Origin of the sequence: Thermopolyspora sp. NPDC052614 (genome assembly GCF_040678635.1) — a bacterium.
Lineage (GTDB): Bacteria > Actinomycetota > Actinomycetes > Streptosporangiales > Streptosporangiaceae > Thermopolyspora.
Genome location: NZ_JBFATZ010000005.1, coordinates 214,564 through 238,437 on the forward strand (window position 1 = coordinate 214,564; position 23,874 = coordinate 238,437).

A 23,874-nucleotide genomic window follows, 5' to 3' on the forward strand; every position below is an offset into this window, starting at 1 on the left:
AGGTCAACGACGACAGCTCCGTCCAGGCCTGGCTGAACGGCGGCCCCAAGCCCAGCGGCGGCGACTGGTACTGGGTCCCGCAGGGCACCATCGCCAGCGGCGTCGGCACGCCCGGCGGCAACATCCGCTTCGCCGACCTCAACGGCGACGGCAAGGCCGACTACGTGAAGGTCAACGACGACAGCTCCGTCCAGGCCTGGCTGAACGGCGGCCCCAAGCCCAGCGGCGGCGACTGGTACTGGGTCCCGCAGGGCACCATCGCCGGCGGCGTCGGCGCGCATGGCAGCCGTATCCGCTTCGCCCCGCTCTACGGGACCTCCGCCGACTACATCCTCATGGGCGGCGCCGATTCCGGCGACCCCCGCGAGGGAGGTACCAGCGACCCCCGCGAGGGAGGCGTGAAGTACGACAGCTCCGTTCAGGTTTGGCAGAACGGCGGCCCCAAGCCCAGCGGCGGCGACTGGTACTGGGTCCCGCAGGGCACCATCGCCAGCGGCGTCGGCGTCGACGGCGCCCGGATCCAGTTCGCCGACATCAACGGCGACGACCGGGCCGACTACCTCGACGTCGATGCCCAGACCGGCTCCACCCGAGCCTGGATCAGAATCGAAATCGGCTGACTACACGGCGGGACCGGACAACCGCCGTCCGGTCCCGCACCCGGCCAACGGCCATCACGCGATCTTCAGATGTCTTCACGAACTCCGAATGATCACGACGAAGACGCCGCCAGGCGTACGGCCGCTCCCCCGGAGGCGGCGGAGCCGAAGCCGCGCGGCCGCGTCGACGCCCCGACCTGACCTCAGTTCCGGTGTCGGACGCCGAGCCCACAGGAGCATCGGCCGTGGCCTCGCAAAACGCCCGCCGCCGAGCCCGTCACGGGTGGACGGCGGGTTTCCCCGAACTCGCGCTTCGCGCCGATTCAGGGCGGTTTAGGGGATGTCGCATCGCGACCCGATCGACGACGTTGTGTAATCAGGATCACAACGACGAGTCAACAAACGGCAATCACGAGAAGTGTTCGCGCTGTAGCCTTCGGTGACATGCCATCCGAACTGCACGACACCATCAACCTCATATTCCGGGAGAACCCGCACCTGGCCGTCGAACTCCTGCACGACCACCTCGGCGTCGACCTGCCCGCGGACCTGCCCGTCCAGATCGCCCCCGGCGACCTCAACGACCGCCCCTCCCGCGACATGCACCCCGACACCGTCTTCACCCTCGGCCCCCGGCGCGAGCCCCGCCACGCCATCGCCCTGGAGATCCAGCAGGAGTTCACCCCGGAAAAGCGCCTCGCCCTGCCCCGCTACGCCGCCGCCCTGTGGCTGCGCCTGGACTGCCCGGTCACCGTCCTGGTCTTCTGCCCCGATCGCAAGACCGCCGCGGCCTTCCGCGAGCCCATCCCCACCACCCTGCCCGGCTACATCTACACGCCCACCGTCATGGGCCCCGACGAGACCCCCGTCATCACCGACCCCGGCGACGCCGCCGCCCGCCTCGCCCTCGCCACCCTGTCGGTCCGCGCCCACGGCGAGCAGCGCTCCGTCACCGAGGCGTTCGTCAACGCAATCAACAACCTGCCTGACGGTCACGCAGAGCAGTATTATGAATACGCACACGCAATCGCTCCGCGCTCCATCAAACATCTGTTGGAGGAGATGATGGCAACATCCAGCACCTGGGTCGTCTCCAGCCCCTTCGCCAAAGAGCACTACGGCAGAGGACTGGAACAGGGCAGAGCCGAGGGCGAGGCCAAGGGCAAGGTCGAGGGCAAAATCGAGGGCAAAATCGAGGGAAAGGCCGAGGGCGAGGTCGAGGGCGAGGCCAAGGCGGTGCTGACCTTCCTTGAGGCACGGGGCATTGTCGTCCCCGACCACGTCCGCGGCCGCATCCACCGGTGCACCGACCCCGACCTGCTCCTGGCATGGGCTCGCAAAGCCGCCACCGTGACCCGCGCCGAGGACATCTTCGGCGATTAGCGCTCCCGGCGCGAAGGGGCCGACCGACTGGTCGCATGAGGACTGCGACGGTCCTGCCAGCCATCGTGGAAAGAGGCCATCGCGTGAACGTGATGGCCTCTTTCACGCGTGCCGACCCTCACACGTCGAGGAAACGATTCAAGCCAAAGCCATGAGCGCCGGGCGGATGTTCCCCCGACCTCACAGGCGTGAAGAATGTGCCCGGCGGCAACCCGGGGATCAGGGCATCTTCAGATATCCCCGTATCCCAGTGCTCTTCGGAACCGCCGAGTCCTACGTCCCGGTTGCCACGTTGTAGGCCCCGCTCTAGGGGCGCAATCGCTCGTTTTGCCATTTCCGCTTGTACCGCGGCGCCACACTATGATCGCGTTTTATGCTTCCGGATGGTTTATGGCGGATCGTCAGGATCGGAGTAGTTGGTCTGGTCCTTGCGGCGGTGGCCGCAGGTCTGGTGCTTGGCAACGCTTGGCTCTGGGTGGCCGTCGAATGGTCGCCGCCGATTTATGCGGGGATGTACGAGTCCGACGGATTCGACGCACCGACGACCGTGACGCTGCTCGGGGCCGCCCTGGTGAAAGCCGAGATGCTGTGGCTGATCCTGCGCGCTCCCAAGCGGGGACCGCTGAACCGCCGGGAGAAGGCGCTGCGGTGGCTGCTGTACCTGGCGGTGGCGCACACCCTCGTGCTGTGGATCCCGATCGGGATGCTGCCCGACGTGGTCGACGACGCGTTCACCCTCGCGCTGTGGATCGCGATCGACGTGCTGTACCTGCTCGTCATCCGCTGGCGGTCCCGCGTGTTGCGCACCGTGGCCGGCGCGGTGTTCGCGGTCACGCTGGCCGGGTCGGCCGGTGACCTGTTCTACGAGCTCGACCTGCTGGGGCCTGGATCGAGCGAGATCGCCGCACTGGTCTTGGGGCTGGGCCTCCTGGTGGCCGGTGTGGCGGGGGCCGTCGTCACCGTTCTCGGGCAGCGGCGCGACGGCCGGTGGAGCCGGGGCACGCTGACCGCCGACTGGTTGTCGGCGGGATACTACGCGCTGGTGATTCCGATCAACTCCTCCGAATGGCTCTTCGGCGGAACGGCGACACTGATCATGATGGACGTGGCGGGGCTTGTCAGCGCCGTGTGGCTCGCGGCGACCGCCCGTGAAATGCCCGCTGATGGCCGGCCGGAGGGCGTTCCGCCCGCGCAGCGGCGCCTGCCCCCTGTCGTGGTGGCGGCCGTGGCCGTGCTGCCGCTCATCGTGCTGATCCGTCCGGAGCAGGCACCGCACCTCACCTACACCAGCTACACCGACGTGTTCACGAGTTGCAGGGACCGGCCTGCTTTCGGGGATCTGAAACCCTCCGAGCGCGAGGCCGCGTTCCTGTGCCGGGCGCGCAGCACGGACTACGGGATCCCGCCGCTGTTCCCCGACCGCCTGTCGGACCAGGAGATCCTCGCGTACGGGCGGGAGCTGTGCCGGGCGAAGGACCTCGATGAGCAGAAGGCGATTCTGACGCGGGCCGGGAGCGAGCGGCCCGACAGCGGCCTGGACCCATATGACCTCGTCTACGTCTGCCCGGAGGTCGTCGGCGCGGCCCATCCCGAGTTGCTGCAATCGAGCGCGGAGAGGGAGGCGGCGGACGCCGCCTACATCGCCGAGGAGAACGCCAAGTGCCGCGACCCGTGGCCCCGGACCAAGGGCGTCGTCCAGGCCACGACCAAATACTTCCTGTTCGCCGATGGTGATTACGGATATCTGGTCCACGATCCCGACGATGAGACGGCCGACGGGGAGGCTGAGCGGGTGATAGACAGGTTTGACGACGACATTCAGATCGGGGTGTCCGAAAGCGCGGTGCTCGTCGGGCATGTCGCGGATGTCATCGACCTGTGCCTCACCGTGAAGGCCTTCCGCGCCCCGCCGCCGCGGCGGACGGCCGGGTGGGATCGGGTCACCGAGGTGCCGGTCATCAGCCGCAGCGGCCGGCTCACCGTGCCGGAGATGGACGGGGGCGAGGTGGGGGCGGGCGCCCCGATGCCGAACCTGGCGATCAGAGGAGAGGGCCGCTACCGGCTCCGCGTCCATGTGCGCGTCGACGAGGCGGGAGCGGAACAGCACCTGGTCGTCGTGTTCCCCGGCACGTCGAGGAAGAAGCTCAAGCTAAGCCGTGAGCGATGACGGGGTGCGCGATCTCCTCCTTCCCACGGGCGTGCGCGTGCAGCGGGCGGCGTGGGTGCGGCACGCCGAGTACGCCAAGCCCTAGTACGCCAAGCACGTGGCCGCGCCGGAATCGGGTCTCGGCCGCGTCACCGTCGGCCGTTTCCGCGTTCCGCCGGGCCGGGGGCGTTGGGGCGGCGTGGGGTGATGGCCAGCAGGGTGGGGCCGCCGCGTACGGGGCCGCAGCCGGGGGCGCCGTCGCGGCCGAGGGCGCAGGTGCCGCAGCCGCCGGTGGGGCAGGCGGCGGCGAGGTCGTCGGCCGACAGGCGGCCCTTGCGGATCCAGTAGCCGACCATGGCGTCGACCTCGTCGCGGCCGAGATTCAGGCGGCGGGCGATCGCGTCCAGGCTCGTGACGCCGCGCGCCGCGGTGATCTCCGCCAGGACCTCGCGCAGCGCGCTCATAGGAGGAGGCTCCCCACCTGGAAGACCGCGACCGCCAGCAGCCAGGCCAGGACGATCTGCATGCCGATGCCGAAGAGGGTCAACCGGCCGCCGATCTCGACGCGTTGCGCGGCCACGGTCGTCATGCACGGCGTGTAGGCGAGCAGGAACACCAGGAACGCGAGCGCCGCCGGGAGGGGGTGGCCGCGCGAGGTTCGCTCCAGGGTGGACCGCAGGGCCACGCCGAGGTCGCCGGGCTCGTGCTCGTCGTCCGGTTCGCTCATGCTGTACGTCTGCGCCGTCGTGGCGACCACGGCCTCCTTGGCGGCGAAACCGGTGATCAGGGCGGCCGACATGTGCCAGTCGCCGAACCCGGCCGGGGCGAAGGCGGGCGCGACGGCCTGGGAGGCGGCGCCGAAGACGCTTCGCTCGATCGGCGTGTGGCCGAACGTGCCCGGCCCGCCGTACGGGATCGACGACAGCAGCCACACGACCGTGACCGTCGCCACGATGATCCCGCTCGCCGTCTTCAGGAAGGCCCGCAGCCTCACCCACGTCTGCGCCCCGATCACCCGTACGGCGGGCAGCCGGTACGGCGGCAGGTCGAGCACGAGCGCCTCGTCGGCCATGCCGCGGAACAGGGTGCCGCGCAGCAGCAGGCCCACGCCGATCACCAGCGCGATGGACAGCACGTACATCGCGAACACGACCGTTCCGGCCGCGTCGCCGAAGAAGGCGGTCGCCACCAGCACGTACACGGTGAGCCGTGCGCTGCAGGTCACGAACGGGATGAGCAGCCCGACCAGCAGCCGGTGCCGCCGGTCGGCCAGGACGCGGGTGCCGGCCAGGGCGGGCACGTTGCAGCCGAACCCGACGATCAGCGGCAGGAAGGCGCGGCCGGGCAGCCCGATCAGCCGCATCAGCCGGTCGACGACGAACGCCGCCCTGGCCAGGTAGCCGGAGTCCTCCAGCACCGACAGCAGCACGAACATGACGGCCATCAGCGGGACGAACGAGAGCACCTGGCCGACGCCGGCGATCAGGCCGTGCATCACCAGGCCGCGGACCGCCTCGCCCGCCCCGAGCACGTCCAGCGACCACGCGGCCGCGGCGGCGACCGGGCCGTCCACGAGCTCCTGAAAGGCGGTCATGAGCGGCGCGGCGGCCTCCGTGGTCAGCATGAACACCGACCACATGACCCCCAGGAAGATCGGCGGGCCGAACCATCGGGACGTGAGCACCCGGTCCACCCGGTCGGACCAGGTGAGGCGTCCGGCGCCCGCACGGGTCACGACGTGCGCGATCACCTGGTGAACCCACGCGTAGCGCCGCTCGGCGACCAGGATCTCCGCGTCGTCGAGGCCGACGTCCTCGCCGCCAAGGCCGTTCTCCTGGTCGCCGGCCCCGATCAGCGCGGCTGCGGCGTCGCGCGCCGCGGCGGCGGCATCGGCCGGGACGCCGGGCACGGTCTCGCCGGTGAGCAGCGCGATCGACAGCCAGCGGGCCGGGTGGCGGGCGGCGGCCTCCGCGGGCGTCGCCGCCGTGACCGCCGCCAGCGCCGCCTCCAGGTCGTCGCCCAGGGCGGGTACGGCGGGCCTGCGGGCGGCGGCCAGCGCCGTCGTGACCGCGCGGCCGAGCTCGGCCATGCCTTCGCCGCGGCGGGGCACGACGGGCACCACGGGCGCGCCGACCAGCTCGGCCAGCCTCCCGGCGTCGACGCGGATGCCCCGGCTCGCGGCGATGTCGACCATGGTGAGCGCGATGACGAGCGGCACGCCCGTCTCCATCACCTGGGCGAGCAGATACAGGTTCCGCGCGAGGTTCGCGGCGTCGAGGGTGATCACGACGAGGTCGGGGCGGCCCGCCATGCCCCGGTCGACGAGCAGGTCCCTGGTCAGCGCCTCGTCGGGCGAGGTGGGCACCAGGCTGTACGCGCCGGGCAGGTCGATGAGCGTGACGTCGCCGCCGGGCAGGCGCCAGGTGCCCTGGGCCACGTCGACGGTCTTGCCGGGCCAGTTGCCGACCCGCTGACGCGCGCCGGTGAGCGTGTTGAACAGGGTCGATTTGCCGACGTTCGGGTTGCCGACGAGGGCGACGCGGGGGTTGCCCGCGTCGACGCGGCCGGGCGGGTCGGGGTCGCAGCAGGGTTTGGTGAGCAGCGCCCGGCCGGGCGTCCGTTCATCCATCGGCCGGCTCCACCACGAGCGTCGCCGCGGTCCGGGCGTCGACCGCCACCCGGCCGTCGCCGAGCGCCAGGACGAGCCCGCCGTACACGCCCCGGCCCAGCACCGACATCATCGCGCCGGGCACGAACCCGAGTTCGGCCAGCCGCCGTCGGTGCCGCCGGTCGCCGGTCACTCGGCGCAGCCGTACCAACGCGCCCCTGGCGGACTCACCTGCTGTCATGGCGTCTCCCGCGAATCTTCCTTTAGGGGAGGCTTACCTAATGAATGCGGGTACGTCCACGAGTTGAGTCGTATGTCACATCGTCCGCCGGGGGCGCGGATCCGGAGGGTCCCACTCGGCGGCCTCCCCGGTGACGGCGTCCGCGGCGGCGATCATCGCCTCGACCGCCTTGTCCGCCGCCTCGGGCGTGTGCCGGCCGAGGCCGCAGGCCGTGGCGACCGCGTACGCGGGGCGTCCGGCCGCCGCCTCGAACAGGGCGAGGGCTCGCGCGCCGGACGCGGGGTCCACGGCGGCGGCGATCCCGGCGATGACGCGCCATCGCGGGTGGAGTTCGCGCAGCGGCCGGTAGAACGGCTCGGCCGTGGGCGCGGGGTCGGCGCCGTGCGCGACCGGGATGTGGACCGGAGGCAGCGAGAGCCCACGGTCGTGGAGGCGTGCCGCCAGCAGGTTCAGGTACCGCACGGCGGGGGTGAGGTCGCGTGGCGGGGCCATCGCCTTGTTGCCGAGGTCGCCGTAGCACAGGTGCAGTGTCATCTCGGTGTCGCGCGGCATTCGGGCGAGCAGGTCGGCGATCCGCGCGGTATGGAACCGGGCGGCGAGTGCCTGCCCGACCGGCAGCCGACCGGCCATGGCCATGCCGACCAGGGCGGAGGGCATCTCCAGCCGCCATGCGACGTCCTGGCCGGCAGCGGCCGAGAAGGCGGCCACCTCCTCCACCGCCGCCGCCGTGAACACCGGCAGGTGGCGCAGCGTCGACCACGGCCGGGACGAGAACACGAAGATCGCCACGTCCAGTGGACTGGGCAAACTGATCTGCAGCCGGATTCCGGCCAGTTCCGGGCGCTGGTCTCGCAGCGTGCGGAACTCCTTCAGGATCTCGCGCAGCCGGTCGTGCCGCCGCATCGAGACGTGCTCGGGCAGGAGGCGGGTGCCGGGCCGTACGCGGTAGGTACGCAGGTCGTCGTAACCGGTGTACTCGCCGGGACGGGCGATCTCGAACACGTCGCGGTGCGCGAGATCACGCATGTAGGAGACGATCCAGTTCGCGTCCAGGTCGTACGGCGGGGAGGTGAGCCGGTGGGCGGGAACGCGGTCGGCGACCCACCGCATCGCCTGGCGGGGAGAAGGCGGATAACTCGGGAGGCAGGCTCCCGACGAAGTGGATACGACGTGGCGTGGGATCGGGGGGATGGGTCATCAAGTCGGTCTCATCGATCGGGGGTGAAAGGGTTTTCGGAGGCCGGGGCCCACACGGCCTCGGGTGTGGGCCATCACGCGATCATCAGGTGTCCGCGCGGGCCCTGACTGATCACGTGATGGCCGCTTGTGGGCGGTATGCACGCATCCCACGACGACCTCGCAGCGGCCACCGGAGAGGACGTCGACCGTGGCGTAGTCCTCCGCGACGCGGACCTGTCGCGGTGTGCGACCAGAGTCCCGGTGGGAGTACGCGCTCGGGCGATTAACGCGGACGTTCCGCCGGGCACCGTCCGCCGGTGCCGGTTGACGCCGTACACCGGCGCGCGCCGTCGCGGCGCCCGGAAGGCCGGACCCCGCGAGGCGACGCGGTCAGGGCGCTAGTTGAAGCAGTCCTGCTTGTTGAGCGCGATGCCGTAGCCGGTGACCTTGCCCTTCTCCACGGTGAAGCTGTAGGAGGCCTTCGTGTTGTGCGGGACCTTGACCGTGTAGAAGTCGTGGAAGTCCTTCTTGATACGCGGATAGGCCGCCTTCAACTGCTTGAGAGTGGACCCGACCCTGATGCCCTCCGGGGTCTTCATGCCTTTCGCGGCGAAGATGGCCGCCAGCCCGAACTTTGGCGAGATGTACACGCCCACCGAGCCCTTGGGGGTCGGGAACTTCTTCAGATCCCAGCCGGAGCAACCGCCGTTGCCGGACACCTTCTTGACGAGGGCACCGGTCGCCTTGGCCTGTTTGACGGTCATGCCGAGCTTGACGGCACCGTACCCGTACGGGCCCAACGTCGGCTTCACCTGGGCGGACGCCGCGGTGGCGCCACCGACGAGCAACGAGGCGGCAAGGAGCGAGGTTCCGATCATCGTCTTCATGACTGCTTCGATGACGAAGCACCGCTCAAAGTTCAGCGTTGCGATCAGAAAATTGCGCCGGACTCCTCGCCGCCCCGCCGACGTGCGAAGACAGTAACGATCTTGACGTCGGAGGGCCGCCGTCGCCCCGCCCGGCGTCGTCCTTCGCGACGCAAGCTCGGTCGATGACGACGCCGGGCGGAATCGGGTGCGAAGGTCAGCAGATCTTGTAGTCGGCCCGCGACGAGTTGTACGAGCAGGAGTCCACCAACCTGCCGGACGCGTTGCGGAGGTAGGCGGTGTCCCTGGTCTGGTTCCAGATGTAGGCGAAGGTTCCGCCTCCGCTCCTGCCCCAGTAGAGGGTGGTGGCGGTGTCCCTGCCCTTGCCGGTCCGCAGCGTCACCGTCTTCCCGGCTCTGAGGGTGAACGCGCCGAAGGTGTAGACGTGGTCCGCCTGCTTGGTGTCGTCGCGGATGGTCCAGTTTCTGAGGCTGACGGCCTTCTTCGTCATGTTCTTGATCTGTACGTACTCGCCGTTCAGGCTCTTGTTGTTCCCGTTGTCCGGTGAGCCGGGCGAGTCGTAGTAGATCTTGATGATTTGTACGGCCGGCGCCGCCGCGTGGGCGGACGGGGAGACGATGACCATGCCGGCGGCCAGCGCGGCGGCCGTCGACAAAGCTCGGATACGCACAGCGGTACTCCTACATGGGGGAAGAAGAGGTCCCGATTGATCGTATTCACGGCATTAAATGCCTATTAGGAATTTATGTATAGATTTGATATCCGATTCGCGGCCGATGGTTGAGCGGGGAGGCGGCCACCGCACCCGTGCGGAAGGGGACTCCCCTCCCCCACGGAACGGGATGGTTCGCCGTCCTTTGACCGGTAAACGAGTGATCACGATGCCGGGCTTTAGCTAGATTTGTCCTCCATAGACCAGAACGGGGGATACTGCTATGTCGCGTTCGATCGTCATCGGGCTGGCCGTTCTCGCGGGGGCGGCGTCCATCGCCTCGCCCGCCGTCGCCGACACCGCCGCCACCACCACGGCCGCCGCCACCAGCACCGCCGCCAAGGTCGTGTACGGCTTCGCCTGGGCCGACGGCCCGCACACCCTGCGGATCACGCCGCTCAAGCCGCGACTCGTCAAGGCCGGCGGCGTCCTGACGTACCGGCTCAGCCCCATCAAGGGGGCGAAGGAGCAGCGGATCGACTACTCGGGGGCCGACTTCCGCCGCGTCACCAGCGCGTGTGATCTGAAGGAGACCGAAGGCGTCGTCAAACTGGACGGCAAGGGGCTGGGACGCACCCGCTGCAAGGACTCCGACCTGGCCTTCGTCCTGGGCCTGGGCCCCGCGCCGGTGCGCATCTCGATGGGCCCGAAGGTGCTCGTGCAGGAGTTCCTGGCGCCGACGCACAAGCAGCGGACGACGCTGGGCACCGTCAAGCGCGTGAACGACGGCACGGTCGAGTTCCGCACGGGCGGCAAGAGCGTCAAGCTCGGCTACACGTTCCTGAGCTTCCACCGGGTGACGCGGCGATGCGGCGACCGGTGGCTGGCCAACCGGGTGAACGTCTCCCGCGCCGGGCTCGGCACCAAGACCTGTGACCAGGCGTCCTTCACCAGAGCGTTGAAGACCGCGGGGAAGCCGGTGCGGGTCAAGGTCTACTACGACGCCCTGCGCGGGGACCTCACGGAGGCATGGGAGGTCGCCGTCAAGTAGGCCCGCCGTCCGCCGTCGGGCCGGTGCGCGTCGGCGCCGGAATCGAACGGACCCGCCGGTACGGCCCCGCGCCGAGACCTGCCGAGTCGCGCCATGGTTTCGTGTATGCCATGAGATCGCCGGGGAACTGGTCGCTGCTGCGACTGGACATAGGTGTTCATGTTGGTATCTGCGGAATGTATGGTGAGTGCCTGTGACGACGTTTCGGATCAGCGAGGCCGCGGGGCCGTGCGGGGCCTCTCCTGATGGGGCGCCGATCAGTCGTCATGCCGGGGATGCCGGGGATGCCAGAGATGCCGTGGGTGCCGTGGGTGCCGTCGCCGCAGGGCGAGGACGCGCTCACCGCGGCCGGTTGCGAGACGACCTGATCGATCATGGGCCTTTCTTCTTCTGAGCAGGTCGGCCCGCCGGTCTCGCCGCGCGGGCCCGCCGCGGGCCGCGAGGTCACCGGGCGGCTGCCGTGGATGCTGATGCTGCCCGCTGCGGCGGGTCTGGCCTTCCTCGTGCTGCCGCTGGCGGGGCTGCTGATCCGCGCCCCCTGGTCCACGATGGCGGGGCGGCTGGTCGAGCCGCAGGTGCTTGAGGCGCTGCGACTGTCGCTGGTGTGCGCCACCGTCGCCACCGCCGTGTGCCTGCTGCTCGGGGTGCCGCTGGCCTGGCTGCTGGCCCGGGTGTCGTTTCCGGGGCGGCGGCTGGTGCGGGCGCTGGTCACCGTGCCGCTGGTGCTGCCGCCGGTGGTCGGCGGCGTCGCGCTGCTGCTGGTGCTGGGGCGGCGCGGGCTGATCGGGCAGTGGCTGGACGCCTCCTTCGGGATCACGCTGCCGTTCACCACGACGGGTGTGATCATCGCGGAGGCGTTCGTGGCGATGCCGTTCCTGGTGATCAGCGTGGAGGGCGCGCTGCGCGGCGCGGACCGGCGTTTCGAGGAGGCGGCGGCGACGCTCGGGGCCTCGCGGTGGACCGTGTTCCGGCGGGTGACCCTGCCGATGGTCATGCCGGGTGTGGTGGCCGGGGCGGTGCTGTGCTGGTCGCGGGCGCTCGGCGAGTTCGGCGCGACGATCACGTTCGCGGGGAACTTCCCCGGCACCACTCGCACCATGCCGCTCGCGGTCTACCTGGCGCTGGAGACCGAGCCGGAGGCGGCCATCGTGCTCAGCCTGGTGCTGCTCGCCGTCTCGGTGATCATCCTGGCGAGCCTGCGCGACCGCTGGGTGAGCACGCCGTGACCCTGAACGTTATGACCCCGAACGTTGGACCCCGAATGTTGGGACCGTTAACGCCATGACCCTGGACGCCCGGCTGGTCGTCACCCGGCCCGCCTTCACCCTGGACATCGCCCTGCGGGTCGCCGCGGGCGAGGTGGTGGCGCTGCTCGGGCCGAACGGCGCGGGCAAGACCACCGCCCTGCGCGCCCTGGCCGGGCTGACCGCGCTGTCCCAGGGCGAGATCGTTCTCGGCGGCCGCCCGCTGCACACGTTGCCGGCCGAGGACCGCCCGATCGGCATGGTCTTCCAGGACTACCTGCTCTTCCCGCACCTGACCACGCTCGACAACGTCGCGTTCGGGCCGCGCTGCCAGGGCGCGTCCAAGGCCGAGGCCCGCCGCATCGCCGCCGAGCTGCTTGAGCGGGTCGGCCTGGCCGACCGGGCCGCCGCCAGGCCACGGCAGTTGTCCGGCGGGCAGGCCCAGCGGGTCGCGCTCGCCCGCGCGCTCGCCGTACGGCCCGAGCTGCTGCTGCTTGACGAGCCGCTGGCCGCCCTCGACGCCCACACACGCATGGAGATCCGCTCCCAGCTCCGCCGCCACCTGGCCGGTTTCGACGGCGCGACCGTCCTGGTCACCCACGACCCGCTGGACGCGATGGCGCTGGCCGACCGGCTGGTCGTCATCGAGAACGGCTCGATCGTCCAGCAGGGCGCCCCGGCCGAGGTCGCCCGCCGTCCCCGCACCGACTACGTGGCCAGGCTGGTCGGGCTCAACCTGTATCGCGGCGTGGCCGACGGCGCCCGCGTCAAGGTCGGCGAGCTGGTGTTGCACGCCGGCGAGCGGGTCGACGGGCCGGCGTTCGTCGCCTTCCCGCCCACCGCCGTCGCCCTCTACCGCAGCCGCCCCGACGGCAGCCCGCGCAACCTGTGGCACGCCGTCATCGACGGCATCGAACGGCACGGCGACAGCGTCCGCGTCCACCTCGACGGACCCATCGCCGCGCACGCCGACATCACCCCCGCCGCCGCCACCGACCTCGACCTGACGCCCGGCGAGCGGGTGTGGGCGTCGGTCAAGGCCACCGAGACCCACGCCTACCCGGCCTGAGCGAACACCCCCGGCGGGGCCGGGGCCGGACCGGTCAGTTGACCTGGCGGTCGCGTCCCGCCCAAAACTCCTCGCGCAGCTTGAACTTCTGCAGCTTTCCGGTGGCCGTGCGCGCGAGCACGTCACGGAACTCGATCCGCTTGGGGCACTTGTAGCCCGCGAGCCTGGTACGGCAGTGCGCGATGAGCTCCTCGGGCGTGACCTCGGCCGCCTTGACCACCAGCGCGGTGACCAGTTCGCCCCATTTCTCGTCGGGGATGCCGATGACCGCGACCTCCCGTACCGCCGGGTGGGAGGCGAGCGCGTCCTCGACCTCGATGGAGGAGACGTTCTCCCCGCCGCTGATGATCACATCCTTCTTGCGGTCGGCGATCGTGACGTAGCCGTCCTGGTACGCGCCGCCGTCCCCGGTGTGGAACCAGCCGCCCTCCAGCGCCTCGGCGGTGGCCTCGGAGTTCTGCCAGTACGACTTGAGCACGACGTTGGACCTCGCGAGGATCTCGCCCTCGTCGTCGACCTTGAGGCGTACGCCGAGCGCGGGAGCCCCGGCGCGGCCGAGCAGCCGCGCCTGCTCCTCGGCGGGAAGGCCCTCCCACTCGGCGCGGAACCGGTTCATGGTGAGCAGGGGCGCGGTCTCGGTGAGGCCGTAGATCTGGATGAACTCCCAGCCGAGCTCCTCCCGGACGCGCTGGATCGTGCGGGTCGGCGGCGGCGCGCCCGCCACGATCACGCGGACCCGGTCGCGTCCGGGCACCTCGCCCTCCCAGTCCCGCAGCGCGTCCAGGACCATCGAGACGACGGCGGGCGCGCAGCACAGGAGGGTGACGCCGTGCTCGGCGACGCGGCGCAGGATCTCCGCGCCGTCGACCTGGCGCAGGACGACGTGCCTGCCGCCCATGCCGGTCACGCCGTACACCATGCCCCAGCCGTTGCAGTGGAACATCGGCAGCGTGTGCAGGTAGACGTCGCGGTCGTTGACGCCGGCCTGCCAGCCGAAGGTGGTCGCGTTGATCCACAGGTTGCGGTGGGTGAGCTCGACGCCCTTGGGCCGGGCCGTCGTGCCGCTGGTGTAGTTGATCGTGGCGGTGTCGTTCTCGTCGCCCTCGTCGCCCGGCCACTCGCGGGGCTCGGCGTCGCTCCGCCAGATCTGGTCGTCGTCCTCGCCGAGGATGAAGGTGTGCTTGACGTCGGTCGCGTCGGCGATGTGCGCGAGGGCGGGGTCGAGCAGCAGCACCTCCGCGCCGGAGTGCCGCACGATGTACTCGACCTCGGCCGTCGCGAGCCTGAAGTTGATCGGCACCAGCACCCTGCCCCAGCCGGAGACCCCGTAGAAGCTCGTCAGGAGGCGGGCGGCGTTCTGGGACATGATCGCGACCCTGCCGCCGACCGGGACGCCCAGCTCGTCCAGCGTCGCGGCCTGGCTGCGGGCGAGCCGGTCGAGCCCGGCGTAGGTCACCTCGCCCCACGAGGCGGCGGGCTGCGCCGGCTCGTCCACGACGGCGATCCGGTCGGGGTAGACGGTCGCGGCGCGGTCCAGGAAGTCGCGGACGGTCAGTGGGATCTGCATGGCCTCACCTCGGCAGGCTCGTCTCTGCTGCCGAGTATGCTCGCCGATCCCCCCGGCGCAGTACCCCCGGAAGGGTGTGTCGGGGCGGCGTCAGGGGAGCCGGGCGATGAAGAAGTCGTCGAAATGGGTCCGGGCCTCGGTGCCGCCGCTCTCGACGACGAGCCCGAAGCGGGGCGGGCCGACGGCCTTGCCGACGTCGGGGTCCACCAGGCGGGTGACGAGCTGATCGCCGGCCCACAGGGCCAGGCGTATCTCGCCGGCGTCGCGCACGCATTCGACGCGGAGCAGGGCGTTCTCCGCGCCCGCCTCGGACAGCGGGATGTCGCTGGTCAGGTCGCGCCAGGTGCCGCCGGTGACCTTGGCGATCTGCGCGTAGCCGTCGCTGCGGATCTGCAGGGCGTACAGGAACCTGCCGGCCTGGTGGTCGTCCTTGGAGTATTCGCAGTAGACGCCGTTCCAGCTCGTGGGCCCGGCCGAGGAGAGGTTCATCTTCACCGACACCAGCGCGTGGTCGGGGAGCCCTTTCCGCACCGGCGCCGCGGCCCACCGGTAGCCCTCGCCGCGCTCCACCTTGATCGTGTATCGCCCGTCGCCGGTGTACCCCTGGTCGGTGTCCGCCCTCGTGCCCGTGTTGCTCCACCCCGAGGTGTCGGCGGCGAACGTCTCGCGATACACCAGTTCGCCGCGGGGCGGCGTCTCCGGCTCCGACTGCGCCCGCCAGATCACCACGGCGGTCGCGACCAGCCCGCTCACCACCAGGGCCACCCCGGCTCCGAGCGACACGTCGCGCAGCCGGTGCCGCCGGTCCGGTACGGCCGCGCGGTGCGTCCCCGGGCGGGCGTGGGCGGGTCCCGAGCGGCGCAGCGGGCTCAGGTCGAGCCGTACGCTGTCGGCGATCTGGGCGGAGTCGGCGTCCGGGCGCCGTACCAGCGCGGCCAGCAGTTGCTGCGCGGTCGGGCGCTGGGCCGGGTCCTTGTTCAGCGCCGCCTCGACGATCGGCCGCAGGCCGGGGTCGAGCCGGCTCAGATCGGGATCCTCGTGGACGACCCGGTACATCGCGTGCGGCGCGCTTCTCGCCGCGAACGGCGATGCGCCCAGGCTGGCCGCGACCACCACGCAGCCCCAGGCGAAGATGTCCGCGGGCGGGCCCACCTGCTCGCCCTGCAGCAGTTCGGGCGCCATGTACTCGGGGGTGCCCATGACCTGGCCGGTGGCGGTCTGCCCCTCGCCGCCGTCCAGCGCGCGGGCGATGCCGAAGTCGATCACACGGGGGCCGAGCGGGGACAGCAGCACGTTGCCCGGCTTGAGGTCGCGGTGCACCAGCCCGGCGCCGTGGATGGCGGTGAGCGCGGTCGCCACGCCCACCGCGAGCGCCTCGACGTTGGAGCCGGTGAGCGGGCCGTTCTCGCGCAGCATGCGGCCGAGGTCGGGTCCGGCGACGTACTCGGTGACGACCCACAGCGGATCGCCGTCCAGTTGCGCGTCGAGCACCGGCGCGGTGCAGAACCGCCGCACCCGCCGGGCCGCCTCCACCTCGCGCCGAAACCGCACTCGGAATTCCGGATCACTGGCGAGATGGCGATTGATCACTTTAATCGCGACCGCGCCCAGGGGTCCGTCGGCCAGGTAGACCGTTCCCATGCCGCCTTGGCCCAGCCTGCCCGCGACGCGGTAGGGGCCGAGCCATACGGGATCGGACCTGTCCAGCGCCGGGTCGGCGTAAAGTCCATGGGACGTCACGAACGACGATAGTAACGATAACAATTGGCACGAAGTGCCCACAAAATTAAAATTGCCCCACGAGAACGCCGCCCGCGGTCCGCTCCCGCCAGAGTGTCCTGGAATAGTCCGGAATATCCCGTAATAGTCCGGAGTGTCCCAGAGTGTCGTCGTACGGGCGGCGAGTGCCGTCATGGTGATTCCTTGAAGGATACCGGAGCCCATGGGAATCTACGTGAGGTGAATAAGCGCATAGTCACCGCGTAGGATGCGGGAGGCGATCCTCGTCGCTCACCCCCGGGGCGGCACCGTGGGAGGCGGCCGGCGAGCGGCGCCGTCCGACGGCGAGACGCCGGAGAACCTCGAAGGAGGCGGGAGCGGCACATGGCCAGACGCCAGGCGCGGTTCACCGCACAGGACCTAGCCGACGACCCCCGGCTGCGGGACGACTCCCCGGAGCTGTGGCGGGAGGACCTCGGGCCGGTGCCGCGGGCCCTGCTGACCTCGGCCGTGCGCTGCTTCGCCTCCAACGGCTACCACGCCACCACCACGCGCGACATCGCCGAGGGCGTGGGCCTCAGCCCGGCGGCGCTCTACGTCCATTTCCCGTCGAAGGAGTTGGTCCTCTTCGAGATCATCCGGCGCGGGCACGAACACGTCCTCGATCACGTGCAGGATCCGTCCGTCCTGGCCCTGGACGACTCGGCGGAGCGGCTGCGCTCCATCATCTACCGGTACACCGCCTGGCACGCCCGCCACCACGTGGCCGCGCGGGTGTGCCAGATGTCCCTGGCGGGCCTCACCGCCGAGCACTACGACCAGGTGCTCGAGCTGCGCCACCGGACCAACGCGTTCTTCCGCGACGCCGTCGCCCGCGGCGTCGCCGACGGCTCGTTCGCCCCGGTGGACGTCGAGCGGGTCACCCGGGCGATGCTGTCGCTCTGCATCGACCTGGTGCGCTGGTACCGCCTCGACGGCCCCGACTCCCCCGAGCAGCTCGGCGAGTTCAACGCCGACCTCGCGCTGAAGATGGTCGGCCGCGCGCCCGCCCGCCCCGCCACCCCGCCGCCCGGCGGCGAGGCGGCGCACGCCGAGTAGCCGGAAGGGAGCCGGGGCGGCCGGCCGAGGGAGCCGGGGGCGGTCAGCCGAGGGAGCAGGTGTTGGCCACGTCGCCGGAGGTCTGGCGGGGAACCGTGCCGCTGGGCGGCGGCTGCCGGCCGCCGGGGGCCGTCCAGCTTTCGAGGACCTCGAACGCCGTCCGCATGCAGGGCAGCAGCGGACGCATCCGGTCCGGGAACGCGTCGTACTCGATGTCGAGGTGGGAGGCGCCCTCGATCCGGTAGTAGCGGTGCAGCCGGCCCATTCCCCGCGAACGCACCAGCGCGGCGTACGCGTCACCGTGGATCCTGATCGGCAGCAGGGTGTCGAGCGTCCCCTGCACGGTGATCAGGGGTTTGCCGATGCGTCCGGAGTGCGACGCCCGCCGCACCGCCTCGTGCACGCTCCTCGGGCGGGCGTAGTAGTCGTAGTCGGCGTCGCAGTTCGGCGTGCCGCTCTGGCAGAACGGGACGCCCGCGTCCAGGTCGCCGTCGAAGTCCGGGTCGATCTCCTCGCGGTATCGCCGCTGCGTGCCGTCCCAGAGCACCCGGTAGTTGAAGTCCCACAGGAACTCCGAGCCCGGGGCGAAGCCGGCCCGCAGCATCGCGGCGTGCGCCTCGGGGTCGCCGGTCGCCGCGTACTTGGGGTATTCACGCAGCGCCACCGGCAGGTAGACCAGCGCGTTCGGCCGGTTGTCCGGCGGCCAGAACGTGCCTTCGGAGTCGACGCCGCCGTCGTAGAGCTCGGGGTGGTTCTCCAGCGCCCAGCGCACGAGCTGGCCGCCGTTGGAGATGCCCGCCGCGTACGTCCTGCGGGCGGGCCTGCCGTAGTGGCGGGCCACGGTCGCCTTGGCGGCGACGGTGATCTGGGTCATCCGGTGGTACCACTCGACGATGGCGTCGCCGGGCCGCCTGCCGTCCTTGTAGAAGTCCAGGCCGCCGTTGCCCTTGTCGGTGGAGGCGTACGCGTAGCCCTTGGCCAGCACGAAGTCGGAGATCGTGAAGTCGTTGGCGTACTGGAAGCGGTTGCCCGGCGCCCCCGCGACGACCAGCCCGCCGTTCCACCGCCTCGGCAGCCGGATCACGAACTGGGAGTCGTGGTTCCAGCCGTGCGTGGGGTTGGACGTCGAATCGTCCGGGAAGTAGCCGTCGATCTGGATCCCCGGCACTCCGCTCGGGTTGCGGGTGGCCGCCGAGTGCAGTCCCGCCCAGTCGGCGGCGTCGGTGTGCCCCGACGCGACCGTACCGGCGGTGGTCAGATCGTCGAGGCAGGCGGCGACCTGGTGCAGCGCCCCGGGGACGGCGACCCTGTCCATGCCGGGGCAGCGGGGATCCGCCTGCGCGGGCTGCGCCGGGGGCAGCAGCGAGGCCGCCAGGAACGACGCCAGCAGTGCCGGTAAGAGGGTGGATCTTCGAACGAGGGACATGACGACTCCCGTGCGGTGATCTCGTCGGTCGGGCGGTGGACGCCATCGTGATCCACTGCGACGGGCCCGGCGACGTACGCGGCCACCACTGTTGAACCGCGCCAAGTGGTCGCCGCATCCACCGCCGCCGGGCCGGCGGGCCGCAGCGGCCCGGGGCGGCGGCGGCGCGGGGCGTCCGGGCGCGGAGGCGGTGTGCGCTGCTGCATATCGGACGGCCGGAATGTGTGCACACGTCACCTGGCCCGTTGTCCGGCCGTCACTTAGCGTTCACAACATCGACGCGATCGCGGTGATGACGCGTGAGGAGGGTGGGTGCATGGGAGAAGATCCCATCGGCGGCCCGCGCGACGCCGGACCCGTCCCCGTGCTGATGGCGCGGGGCCTGACCAGGGAGTTCCGCGGATTCCGCGCCGTGGACGGCGTCGATCTGGACGTGGCCGAGGGCAGCGTGCACGCCCTGGTCGGGCCCAACGGCGCCGGCAAGACCACCCTGTTCAACCTGCTGACCGGCTTCGTACGGCCGACCGCCGGCAGCGTGCTGCTGCAGGGCCGCCGGGAGCTGGCCGGGCGCAGCCCCGAGACGATCAGCCGCCTGGGCGTTGCGCGCTCGTTCCAGATCACCAGCCTGTTCGCCGAGCTGACGCCGCGCCGGCACGTGGAGCTGGCGCTGGCGAGCCCCACCGGCCTCGGCTGGCGGTTCTGGCGGTCGGACCGCACGCTGAGGCGTTTCGCCGGGCCCGCCGCGGACCTGCTCGCCCGGGTCGGGCTGGCCGATCACGGCGACGTCCCGGCGGGCTCGCTGTCGTACGGGCGCAAGCGGGCGCTGGAGCTGGCGCTCGCCCTGGCCCTCGACCCCAAGGTGCTGCTGCTCGACGAGCCGACCGCCGGGATGGGCGCCGAGGACGTGGACCGCGTCATCGAGCTGATCGGCGAGATCCGCGCGGGCCGTACCGTGGTCATGGTCGAGCACAACATGAACGTGGTCGCCAGCCTCGCCGACCGGGTGACCGTGCTGCAGCACGGCAAGGTGCTGGTCGAGGGCCCGTACGCGGAGATCCGCCACGACCCCCGCGTCATCACCGCCTACCTCGGGGACCCCGATGCTGCGCATTGACGGGCTGTCGGCCTGGTACGGCGAGGCGCAGGCGCTGCGCGAGGTGTCGATGCGCGTCGAGCCGGGCGAGATCGTCACACTCGTCGGCCGCAACGGCGCGGGCAAGACCACGCTGCAGCGCTGCCTGATGGGCCTGCATGCCGCGTACGGCGGGACCGAGGGCACGATCGAGCTGTTCGGCGAGGACATCACCCGCCTGCCCCCGCACGCAAGGGCCCGCCGCGGCCTCGGATACGTCCCTGACGACCGCGGCATCTTCGCCACCCTCTCGGTGGAGGAGAACCTCACGCTCGCGCCGGTGCTGAGGTCGGCGGACGGCCTCGAGCCGTGGCCGCTCGAGCGGGTGTACGAGACGTTCCCGCACCTGGCGGAGCGGCGCCGCGCGCCCGGGTCGACGTTGTCGGGCGGGGAGCAGCAGATGCTCGTGCTCGCCCGGGTGCTGCGCATGGGCGCCAGGCTGCTGCTGTGCGACGAGCCCACCGAGGGCCTGTCGCCGCTGTTCGTCCGGCGCATCGGCGAGATCCTGCGCGAGGTGCGGGCGGCCGGGACGACGGTGCTGCTGGTGGAGCAGAACGTGCACTTCGCCGCCGCCGTCGCCGACCGCCACTACCTGCTCGCCGAGGGGCGGATCGTCGAATCGCTCAGCCGGGACCAGGTACGCGAACGCGAGCATCAGCTCCTCGAATACCTCGGCATCTGACATCCACCACAGAGGAGACGCCGGAATGAGAATCACGAGCCGGAGCGGCGGGCTGCTCGTCACGGCGCTGCTGCTGGCCGCGTGCGGCGGCGGGCCGGGCGGCGGCGGGCGGATCAGCGACGGCGGGGTGACGCTCGCCGTGCTGAACGACCAGTCGGGCATCTACGCCGACACCTCGGGCCGCAGCACGGTCGACGCCGTCAAACTGGCGGTGGACGACTATCGGGCCAAATATGGGGACAAGGCGGTCGCCAAGAAGATCGAGGTGGTGTCCGCCGACCACCAGAACAAGCCGGAGATCGCCAGCTCCAAGGCGCAGGAGCTCTACGACCGCCAGCACGCCGACGTGATCCTGGACGTGCCCACCTCGTCGGCCGCGCTCGCCGTCGCCACCGTCGCCAAGAACAAGAAGAAGGTGTTCATCGACGTCGGCGCCGCGACCACCGAGCTGGAGGGCAAGGCGTGCAACAAGTACACCTTCCACTACGGCTACAACAGCTACATGCTCGCCAACGGCACCGGCAGCGAGGTGACCGCGGCCGGCGCGAAGAGCTGGTACATCGTCTACCCGGACTACGCGTTCGGGCAGGACATGACCAGGACGTTCAGCGCGGCGATCAAGGGCGCGGGCGGCACCGTGGTCGCGTCCGACCCGACGCCGTTCCCCAACGACAACTTCTCCACGTTCCTGCTCAAGGCGCCCACCCTCGATCCCAAGCCGCAGGTGCTCGGCACCATGCACGCCGGCGGTGACCTCGTCAACCTGGTGAAGCAGTACAACGAGTACAAGCTGCGCGACAAGGGCATCGATCTCGCGCTCGGGCTGCTCGCGCTCAGCGACATCCACTCGCTCGGCTCGGACGCCCTGGCCGGGACCCGCTACACGACGATGTGGGTCTGGACCTTCGACGACAAGACCCGGGCCTGGGCCGACCGCATGCAGGCCAAGCTGGGCAAGCGTCCCACGTCCAACATGGCCGCCAACTACTCGGCCGCCCTGCAGTACCTGGAGGCCGTGCAGCGCGCCGGCACCGACGACGCCGACCAGGTGGTCAAGCAGCTGGAGGGGCGCACGGTCGAGGACATGTTCGTACGCAACGGCACCATCCGCGCCCAGGACCATCTGCTGCTGCACGACGCCTACCTGGCGCGGGTCAAGCCGTCCGGCGAGGTCAAGGAGCCGTGGGACTACGAGGAGGTCGTCAAGACCATCCCGGCCGCGCAGGCGTTCCAGCCGCAGCCCGACCCGGCGTGCAGGCCGTAGGCGGCGGGCGTGCTCCAGCAGGCGTTCAACGGGCTGGTGAGCGGGGCGTTCTACGCCCTGCTCGCCCTCGGCCTGGCGGTCATCTTCGGCATGCTCGGCGTGGTCAACCTCGCGCACGGCGCGTTCTACATGCTCGGCGCGTTCGGGGCGTTCATCGCGCTGGACTCGTTCGGCCTGAACTTCTGGGTGGCCCTGGCGCTGGTCCCGCCGCTGCTCGGCGTGGCCGGGGCCGTACTGGAGCGGCTGTTCATCCGGCGGCTGGCCCCGCTCGACCCGCTCTACAACTTCCTGTTCACCTTCGGGGTGGCGCTGATCCTGCAGGATGTGATGAAACTCCGGTACGGGGTGAACTCGCAGCCGTACCCCCGGCCGCCGGAGCTGGCCGGCACCGTGGACCTGGGGTTGTTCACCTACCCGGCGTACCAGGTGTTCGTGCTGGCGGTGTCGGCGCTGATGTGCGGCGCGGTGTGGCTGGTCCTCACCCGTACCCGGGTGGGGATGATCGTCCGGGCCGCGACCGAGCGGCCCGAGCTGACCCGGGCGCTCGGCATCGACGTCGGCCGCTGGGTGACCCCGGTGTTCGGGTTCGGGATCGCGCTGGCCGCGTTCGCCGGGGTGCTGGCCGCGCCGATGCGCGCGGTCAACCCGCTGATGGGCGCCGATCTGATCATCACGGTCTTCGCCGTGGTGGTGATCGGGGGGCTCGGCTCGGTGTTCGGCTCGGTCGCCGCCGGGTTCGCCGTCGGGCTGGTGTCGGCGCTGGGCAACCTGTACCTGCCCGCGCTCTCCCAGACCCTGGTGTTCATCCTGATGGCCGCCGTGCTGCTGTGGCGTCCGGCCGGGCTGTTCGGACGTGAGGAGGCGTTCCGGTGATTGTGTCCAGGCTGGGGCGTTCGGGCCGGGGCGGGGTCGTGCTTCTGGCGGCCGGGCTCGTCGCCGCCCTCGTGCTGCCCTGGCTGATCTACCCGCCGGTGGCGCTGGACATCGCCTGCTGGGCGTTGTTCGCCGCGGCGCTCGACCTGCTGCTCGGCTTCACCGGGCTGCTGTCGTTCGGGCACGCCGCGTTCTGGGGCGGCTCGGCGTACTGCACCGGCCTGCTCGCGGTGCACGCCGGGCTGCCGTTCCCGGTCGCGGTCCTCGGCGGTACGGCCTTCGCGGCCCTGCTGGCGCTGCCGATCGGCTTCCTTTCGGTACGGCTGACCGGCATCTACTTCGCCATGGTCACCCTGGCCTTCGCCCAGATGGTGTACTTCGTGGCCAACCAGTGGCGGGAGGTCACGGGCGGGGAGAACGGCCTGCAGGGCATCCCCCGCGAACTGTTCGGCCTCGATTTGTCGGATCCGTTCTTCTTCTACTACGCGGGCCTGCCGTTCGTGCTGGCCGGGCTGCTGGCCGCCTGGCGGATCGTGCACTCGCCGTTCGGGCAGGTGCTGGTGTCCATCCGGGACAATCCGGCCCGGGCGCGTGCGCTCGGCTACCCCGTCGAGCGCTACCGGCTGCTCGCCTTCGTCCTGTCGGCCGCGCTGTCGGGGACGGCCGGGGGCGTCTTCGCCATCGGGCACGGCTTCGCCTCGCTCGACGGGCTCTACTGGACCACCTCGGGTCAGGTCGTGATGATGGTCGTCCTCGGCGGCATCGGCACGTTGTGGGGCGGGGCCGTCGGCGCCGCCCTGGTCGTCCAGCTCCAGGACTTCCTGGCGACCGCCGGGTTCGAGGGGATCGGGATCGTCACGGGCACGCTCTTCATCGTGATCGTGCTGCTGTTCCGCCGCGGCATCTGGGGCACGGCCCGCCACCTGGCGGTCGCCCGGCGCGCGGCCGTCCGCCCGGCGGCGGAGCGCCCGGAGCCGAGAAGCCGCGTCGACACCCCGACCTGACGACCGCGACCTACCTACGACCTGCCCACAGCCAGCCCGCGACCTACCCG

21 protein-coding genes are annotated in these 23,874 nt (G+C 71.0%); 12 read left to right on the plus strand and 9 right to left on the minus strand.

Annotation, left to right across the window (positions count from 1 at the left end; all coding sequences use genetic code 11):
* The 3 genes from AB0K60_RS13090 to AB0K60_RS13100 all read left to right on the plus strand — a co-directional run.
* Positions 1–620 (plus strand): hypothetical protein (locus AB0K60_RS13090; RefSeq protein WP_364052637.1); only part of this gene is annotated, 620 nt, incomplete at its 5' end.
* Between the two features lie 423 nt (positions 621–1,043).
* Positions 1,044–1,982, plus strand: coding sequence for a hypothetical protein (locus tag AB0K60_RS13095; protein WP_364052640.1), 939 nt, complete (start codon positions 1,044–1,046; stop codon positions 1,980–1,982).
* Between the two features lie 373 nt (positions 1,983–2,355).
* Positions 2,356–4,149, plus strand: a complete 1,794-nt coding sequence (locus tag AB0K60_RS13100; RefSeq protein ID WP_364052643.1) for a hypothetical protein — start codon at positions 2,356–2,358, stop codon at positions 4,147–4,149.
* Between the two features lie 128 nt (positions 4,150–4,277).
* Here the strand turns inward: AB0K60_RS13100 and AB0K60_RS13105 are convergent, their stop codons facing one another.
* The 6 genes from AB0K60_RS13105 to AB0K60_RS13130 all read right to left on the minus strand — a co-directional run bounded on the left by AB0K60_RS13105 (position 4,278) and on the right by AB0K60_RS13130 (position 9,713).
* Positions 4,278–4,592 carry a FeoC-like transcriptional regulator gene (locus AB0K60_RS13105; RefSeq protein WP_364052646.1) on the minus strand — a complete coding sequence of 105 codons (315 nt, stop codon included), beginning with the start codon at positions 4,590–4,592 and terminating at the stop codon, positions 4,278–4,280.
* Entirely contained in the window at positions 4,589–6,757 is a 2,169-nt protein-coding gene (feoB, locus tag AB0K60_RS13110) for a ferrous iron transport protein B (protein WP_364052649.1), read from the minus strand. Before feoB ends, AB0K60_RS13105 begins: the two co-directional genes overlap by 4 nt.
* A complete protein-coding gene (locus tag AB0K60_RS13115; protein WP_364052652.1) occupies positions 6,750–6,977 on the minus strand; it encodes a FeoA family protein in 228 nt (75 codons plus the stop codon). Before AB0K60_RS13115 ends, feoB begins: the two co-directional genes overlap by 8 nt.
* Positions 6,978–7,052: 75 nt before the next feature.
* Positions 7,053–8,087: a hypothetical protein gene (locus AB0K60_RS13120; protein ID WP_364052655.1), complete on the minus strand. Its 1,035-nt coding sequence runs from the start codon at positions 8,085–8,087 to the stop codon at positions 7,053–7,055.
* A gap of 467 nt (positions 8,088–8,554) precedes the next feature.
* A complete protein-coding gene (locus AB0K60_RS13125; RefSeq protein WP_364052658.1) occupies positions 8,555–9,043 on the minus strand; it encodes a hypothetical protein in 489 nt (162 codons plus the stop codon).
* Positions 9,044–9,239: 196 nt separating this feature from the next.
* Entirely contained in the window at positions 9,240–9,713 is a 474-nt protein-coding gene (locus AB0K60_RS13130; RefSeq protein ID WP_364052661.1) for a lamin tail domain-containing protein, read from the minus strand.
* 265 nt (positions 9,714–9,978) lie between these two features.
* Here AB0K60_RS13130 and AB0K60_RS13135 point away from each other — a divergent pair, with 265 nt between their 5' ends.
* The 3 genes from AB0K60_RS13135 to AB0K60_RS13145 all read left to right on the plus strand — a co-directional run bounded on the left by AB0K60_RS13135 (position 9,979) and on the right by AB0K60_RS13145 (position 13,059).
* Complete coding sequence (locus tag AB0K60_RS13135; protein ID WP_364052664.1) at positions 9,979–10,746, plus strand: hypothetical protein; 768 nt, start codon at positions 9,979–9,981, stop codon at positions 10,744–10,746.
* A 464-nt stretch (positions 10,747–11,210) separates the two neighbouring features.
* Entirely contained in the window at positions 11,211–11,972 is a 762-nt protein-coding gene (locus AB0K60_RS13140; RefSeq protein ID WP_364053475.1) for an ABC transporter permease, read from the plus strand.
* 55 nt (positions 11,973–12,027) lie between these two features.
* A complete protein-coding gene (locus tag AB0K60_RS13145) occupies positions 12,028–13,059 on the plus strand; it encodes an ABC transporter ATP-binding protein (protein WP_364052667.1) in 1,032 nt (343 codons plus the stop codon).
* Between the two features lie 34 nt (positions 13,060–13,093).
* Here AB0K60_RS13145 and AB0K60_RS13150 read toward each other — a convergent pair whose 3' ends face one another.
* Positions 13,094–14,626 carry an AMP-binding protein gene (locus AB0K60_RS13150; RefSeq protein WP_364052670.1) on the minus strand — a complete coding sequence of 511 codons (1,533 nt, stop codon included), beginning with the start codon at positions 14,624–14,626 and terminating at the stop codon, positions 13,094–13,096.
* Positions 14,627–14,716: 90 nt separating this feature from the next.
* A complete protein-coding gene (locus AB0K60_RS13155) occupies positions 14,717–16,366 on the minus strand; it encodes a protein kinase (RefSeq protein WP_364052673.1) in 1,650 nt (549 codons plus the stop codon).
* 363 nt (positions 16,367–16,729) lie between these two features.
* Here AB0K60_RS13155 and AB0K60_RS13160 point away from each other — a divergent pair, with 363 nt between their 5' ends.
* Positions 16,730–17,443 carry a TetR/AcrR family transcriptional regulator gene (locus AB0K60_RS13160; protein WP_364052676.1) on the plus strand — a complete coding sequence of 238 codons (714 nt, stop codon included), beginning with the start codon at positions 16,730–16,732 and terminating at the stop codon, positions 17,441–17,443.
* Positions 17,444–17,486: 43 nt separating this feature from the next.
* Here AB0K60_RS13160 and AB0K60_RS13165 read toward each other — a convergent pair whose 3' ends face one another.
* A complete protein-coding gene (locus AB0K60_RS13165; protein ID WP_364052679.1) occupies positions 17,487–18,869 on the minus strand; it encodes a tannase/feruloyl esterase family alpha/beta hydrolase in 1,383 nt (460 codons plus the stop codon).
* Between the two features lie 316 nt (positions 18,870–19,185).
* Here AB0K60_RS13165 and AB0K60_RS13170 point away from each other — a divergent pair, with 316 nt between their 5' ends.
* The 5 genes from AB0K60_RS13170 to AB0K60_RS13190 are packed head-to-tail and all read left to right on the plus strand — an operon-like array spanning position 19,186 to position 23,824.
* A complete protein-coding gene (locus tag AB0K60_RS13170) occupies positions 19,186–19,983 on the plus strand; it encodes an ABC transporter ATP-binding protein (protein ID WP_364052682.1) in 798 nt (265 codons plus the stop codon).
* On the plus strand, positions 19,970–20,683 hold the full coding sequence (locus AB0K60_RS13175) for an ABC transporter ATP-binding protein (RefSeq protein WP_364052685.1): 714 nt from the start codon (positions 19,970–19,972) through the stop codon (positions 20,681–20,683). Before AB0K60_RS13170 ends, AB0K60_RS13175 begins: the two co-directional genes overlap by 14 nt.
* 25 nt (positions 20,684–20,708) lie before the next feature.
* Positions 20,709–21,947 carry an ABC transporter substrate-binding protein gene (locus tag AB0K60_RS13180; RefSeq protein WP_364052688.1) on the plus strand — a complete coding sequence of 413 codons (1,239 nt, stop codon included), beginning with the start codon at positions 20,709–20,711 and terminating at the stop codon, positions 21,945–21,947.
* A gap of 9 nt (positions 21,948–21,956) precedes the next feature.
* Positions 21,957–22,820 carry a branched-chain amino acid ABC transporter permease gene (locus AB0K60_RS13185; protein WP_364052691.1) on the plus strand — a complete coding sequence of 288 codons (864 nt, stop codon included), beginning with the start codon at positions 21,957–21,959 and terminating at the stop codon, positions 22,818–22,820.
* Positions 22,817–23,824: a branched-chain amino acid ABC transporter permease gene (locus tag AB0K60_RS13190; RefSeq protein WP_364052694.1), complete on the plus strand. Its 1,008-nt coding sequence runs from the start codon at positions 22,817–22,819 to the stop codon at positions 23,822–23,824. The genes AB0K60_RS13185 and AB0K60_RS13190 overlap by 4 nt, the downstream gene beginning before the upstream one ends.
* Positions 23,825–23,874: the final 50 nt, after the last annotated feature.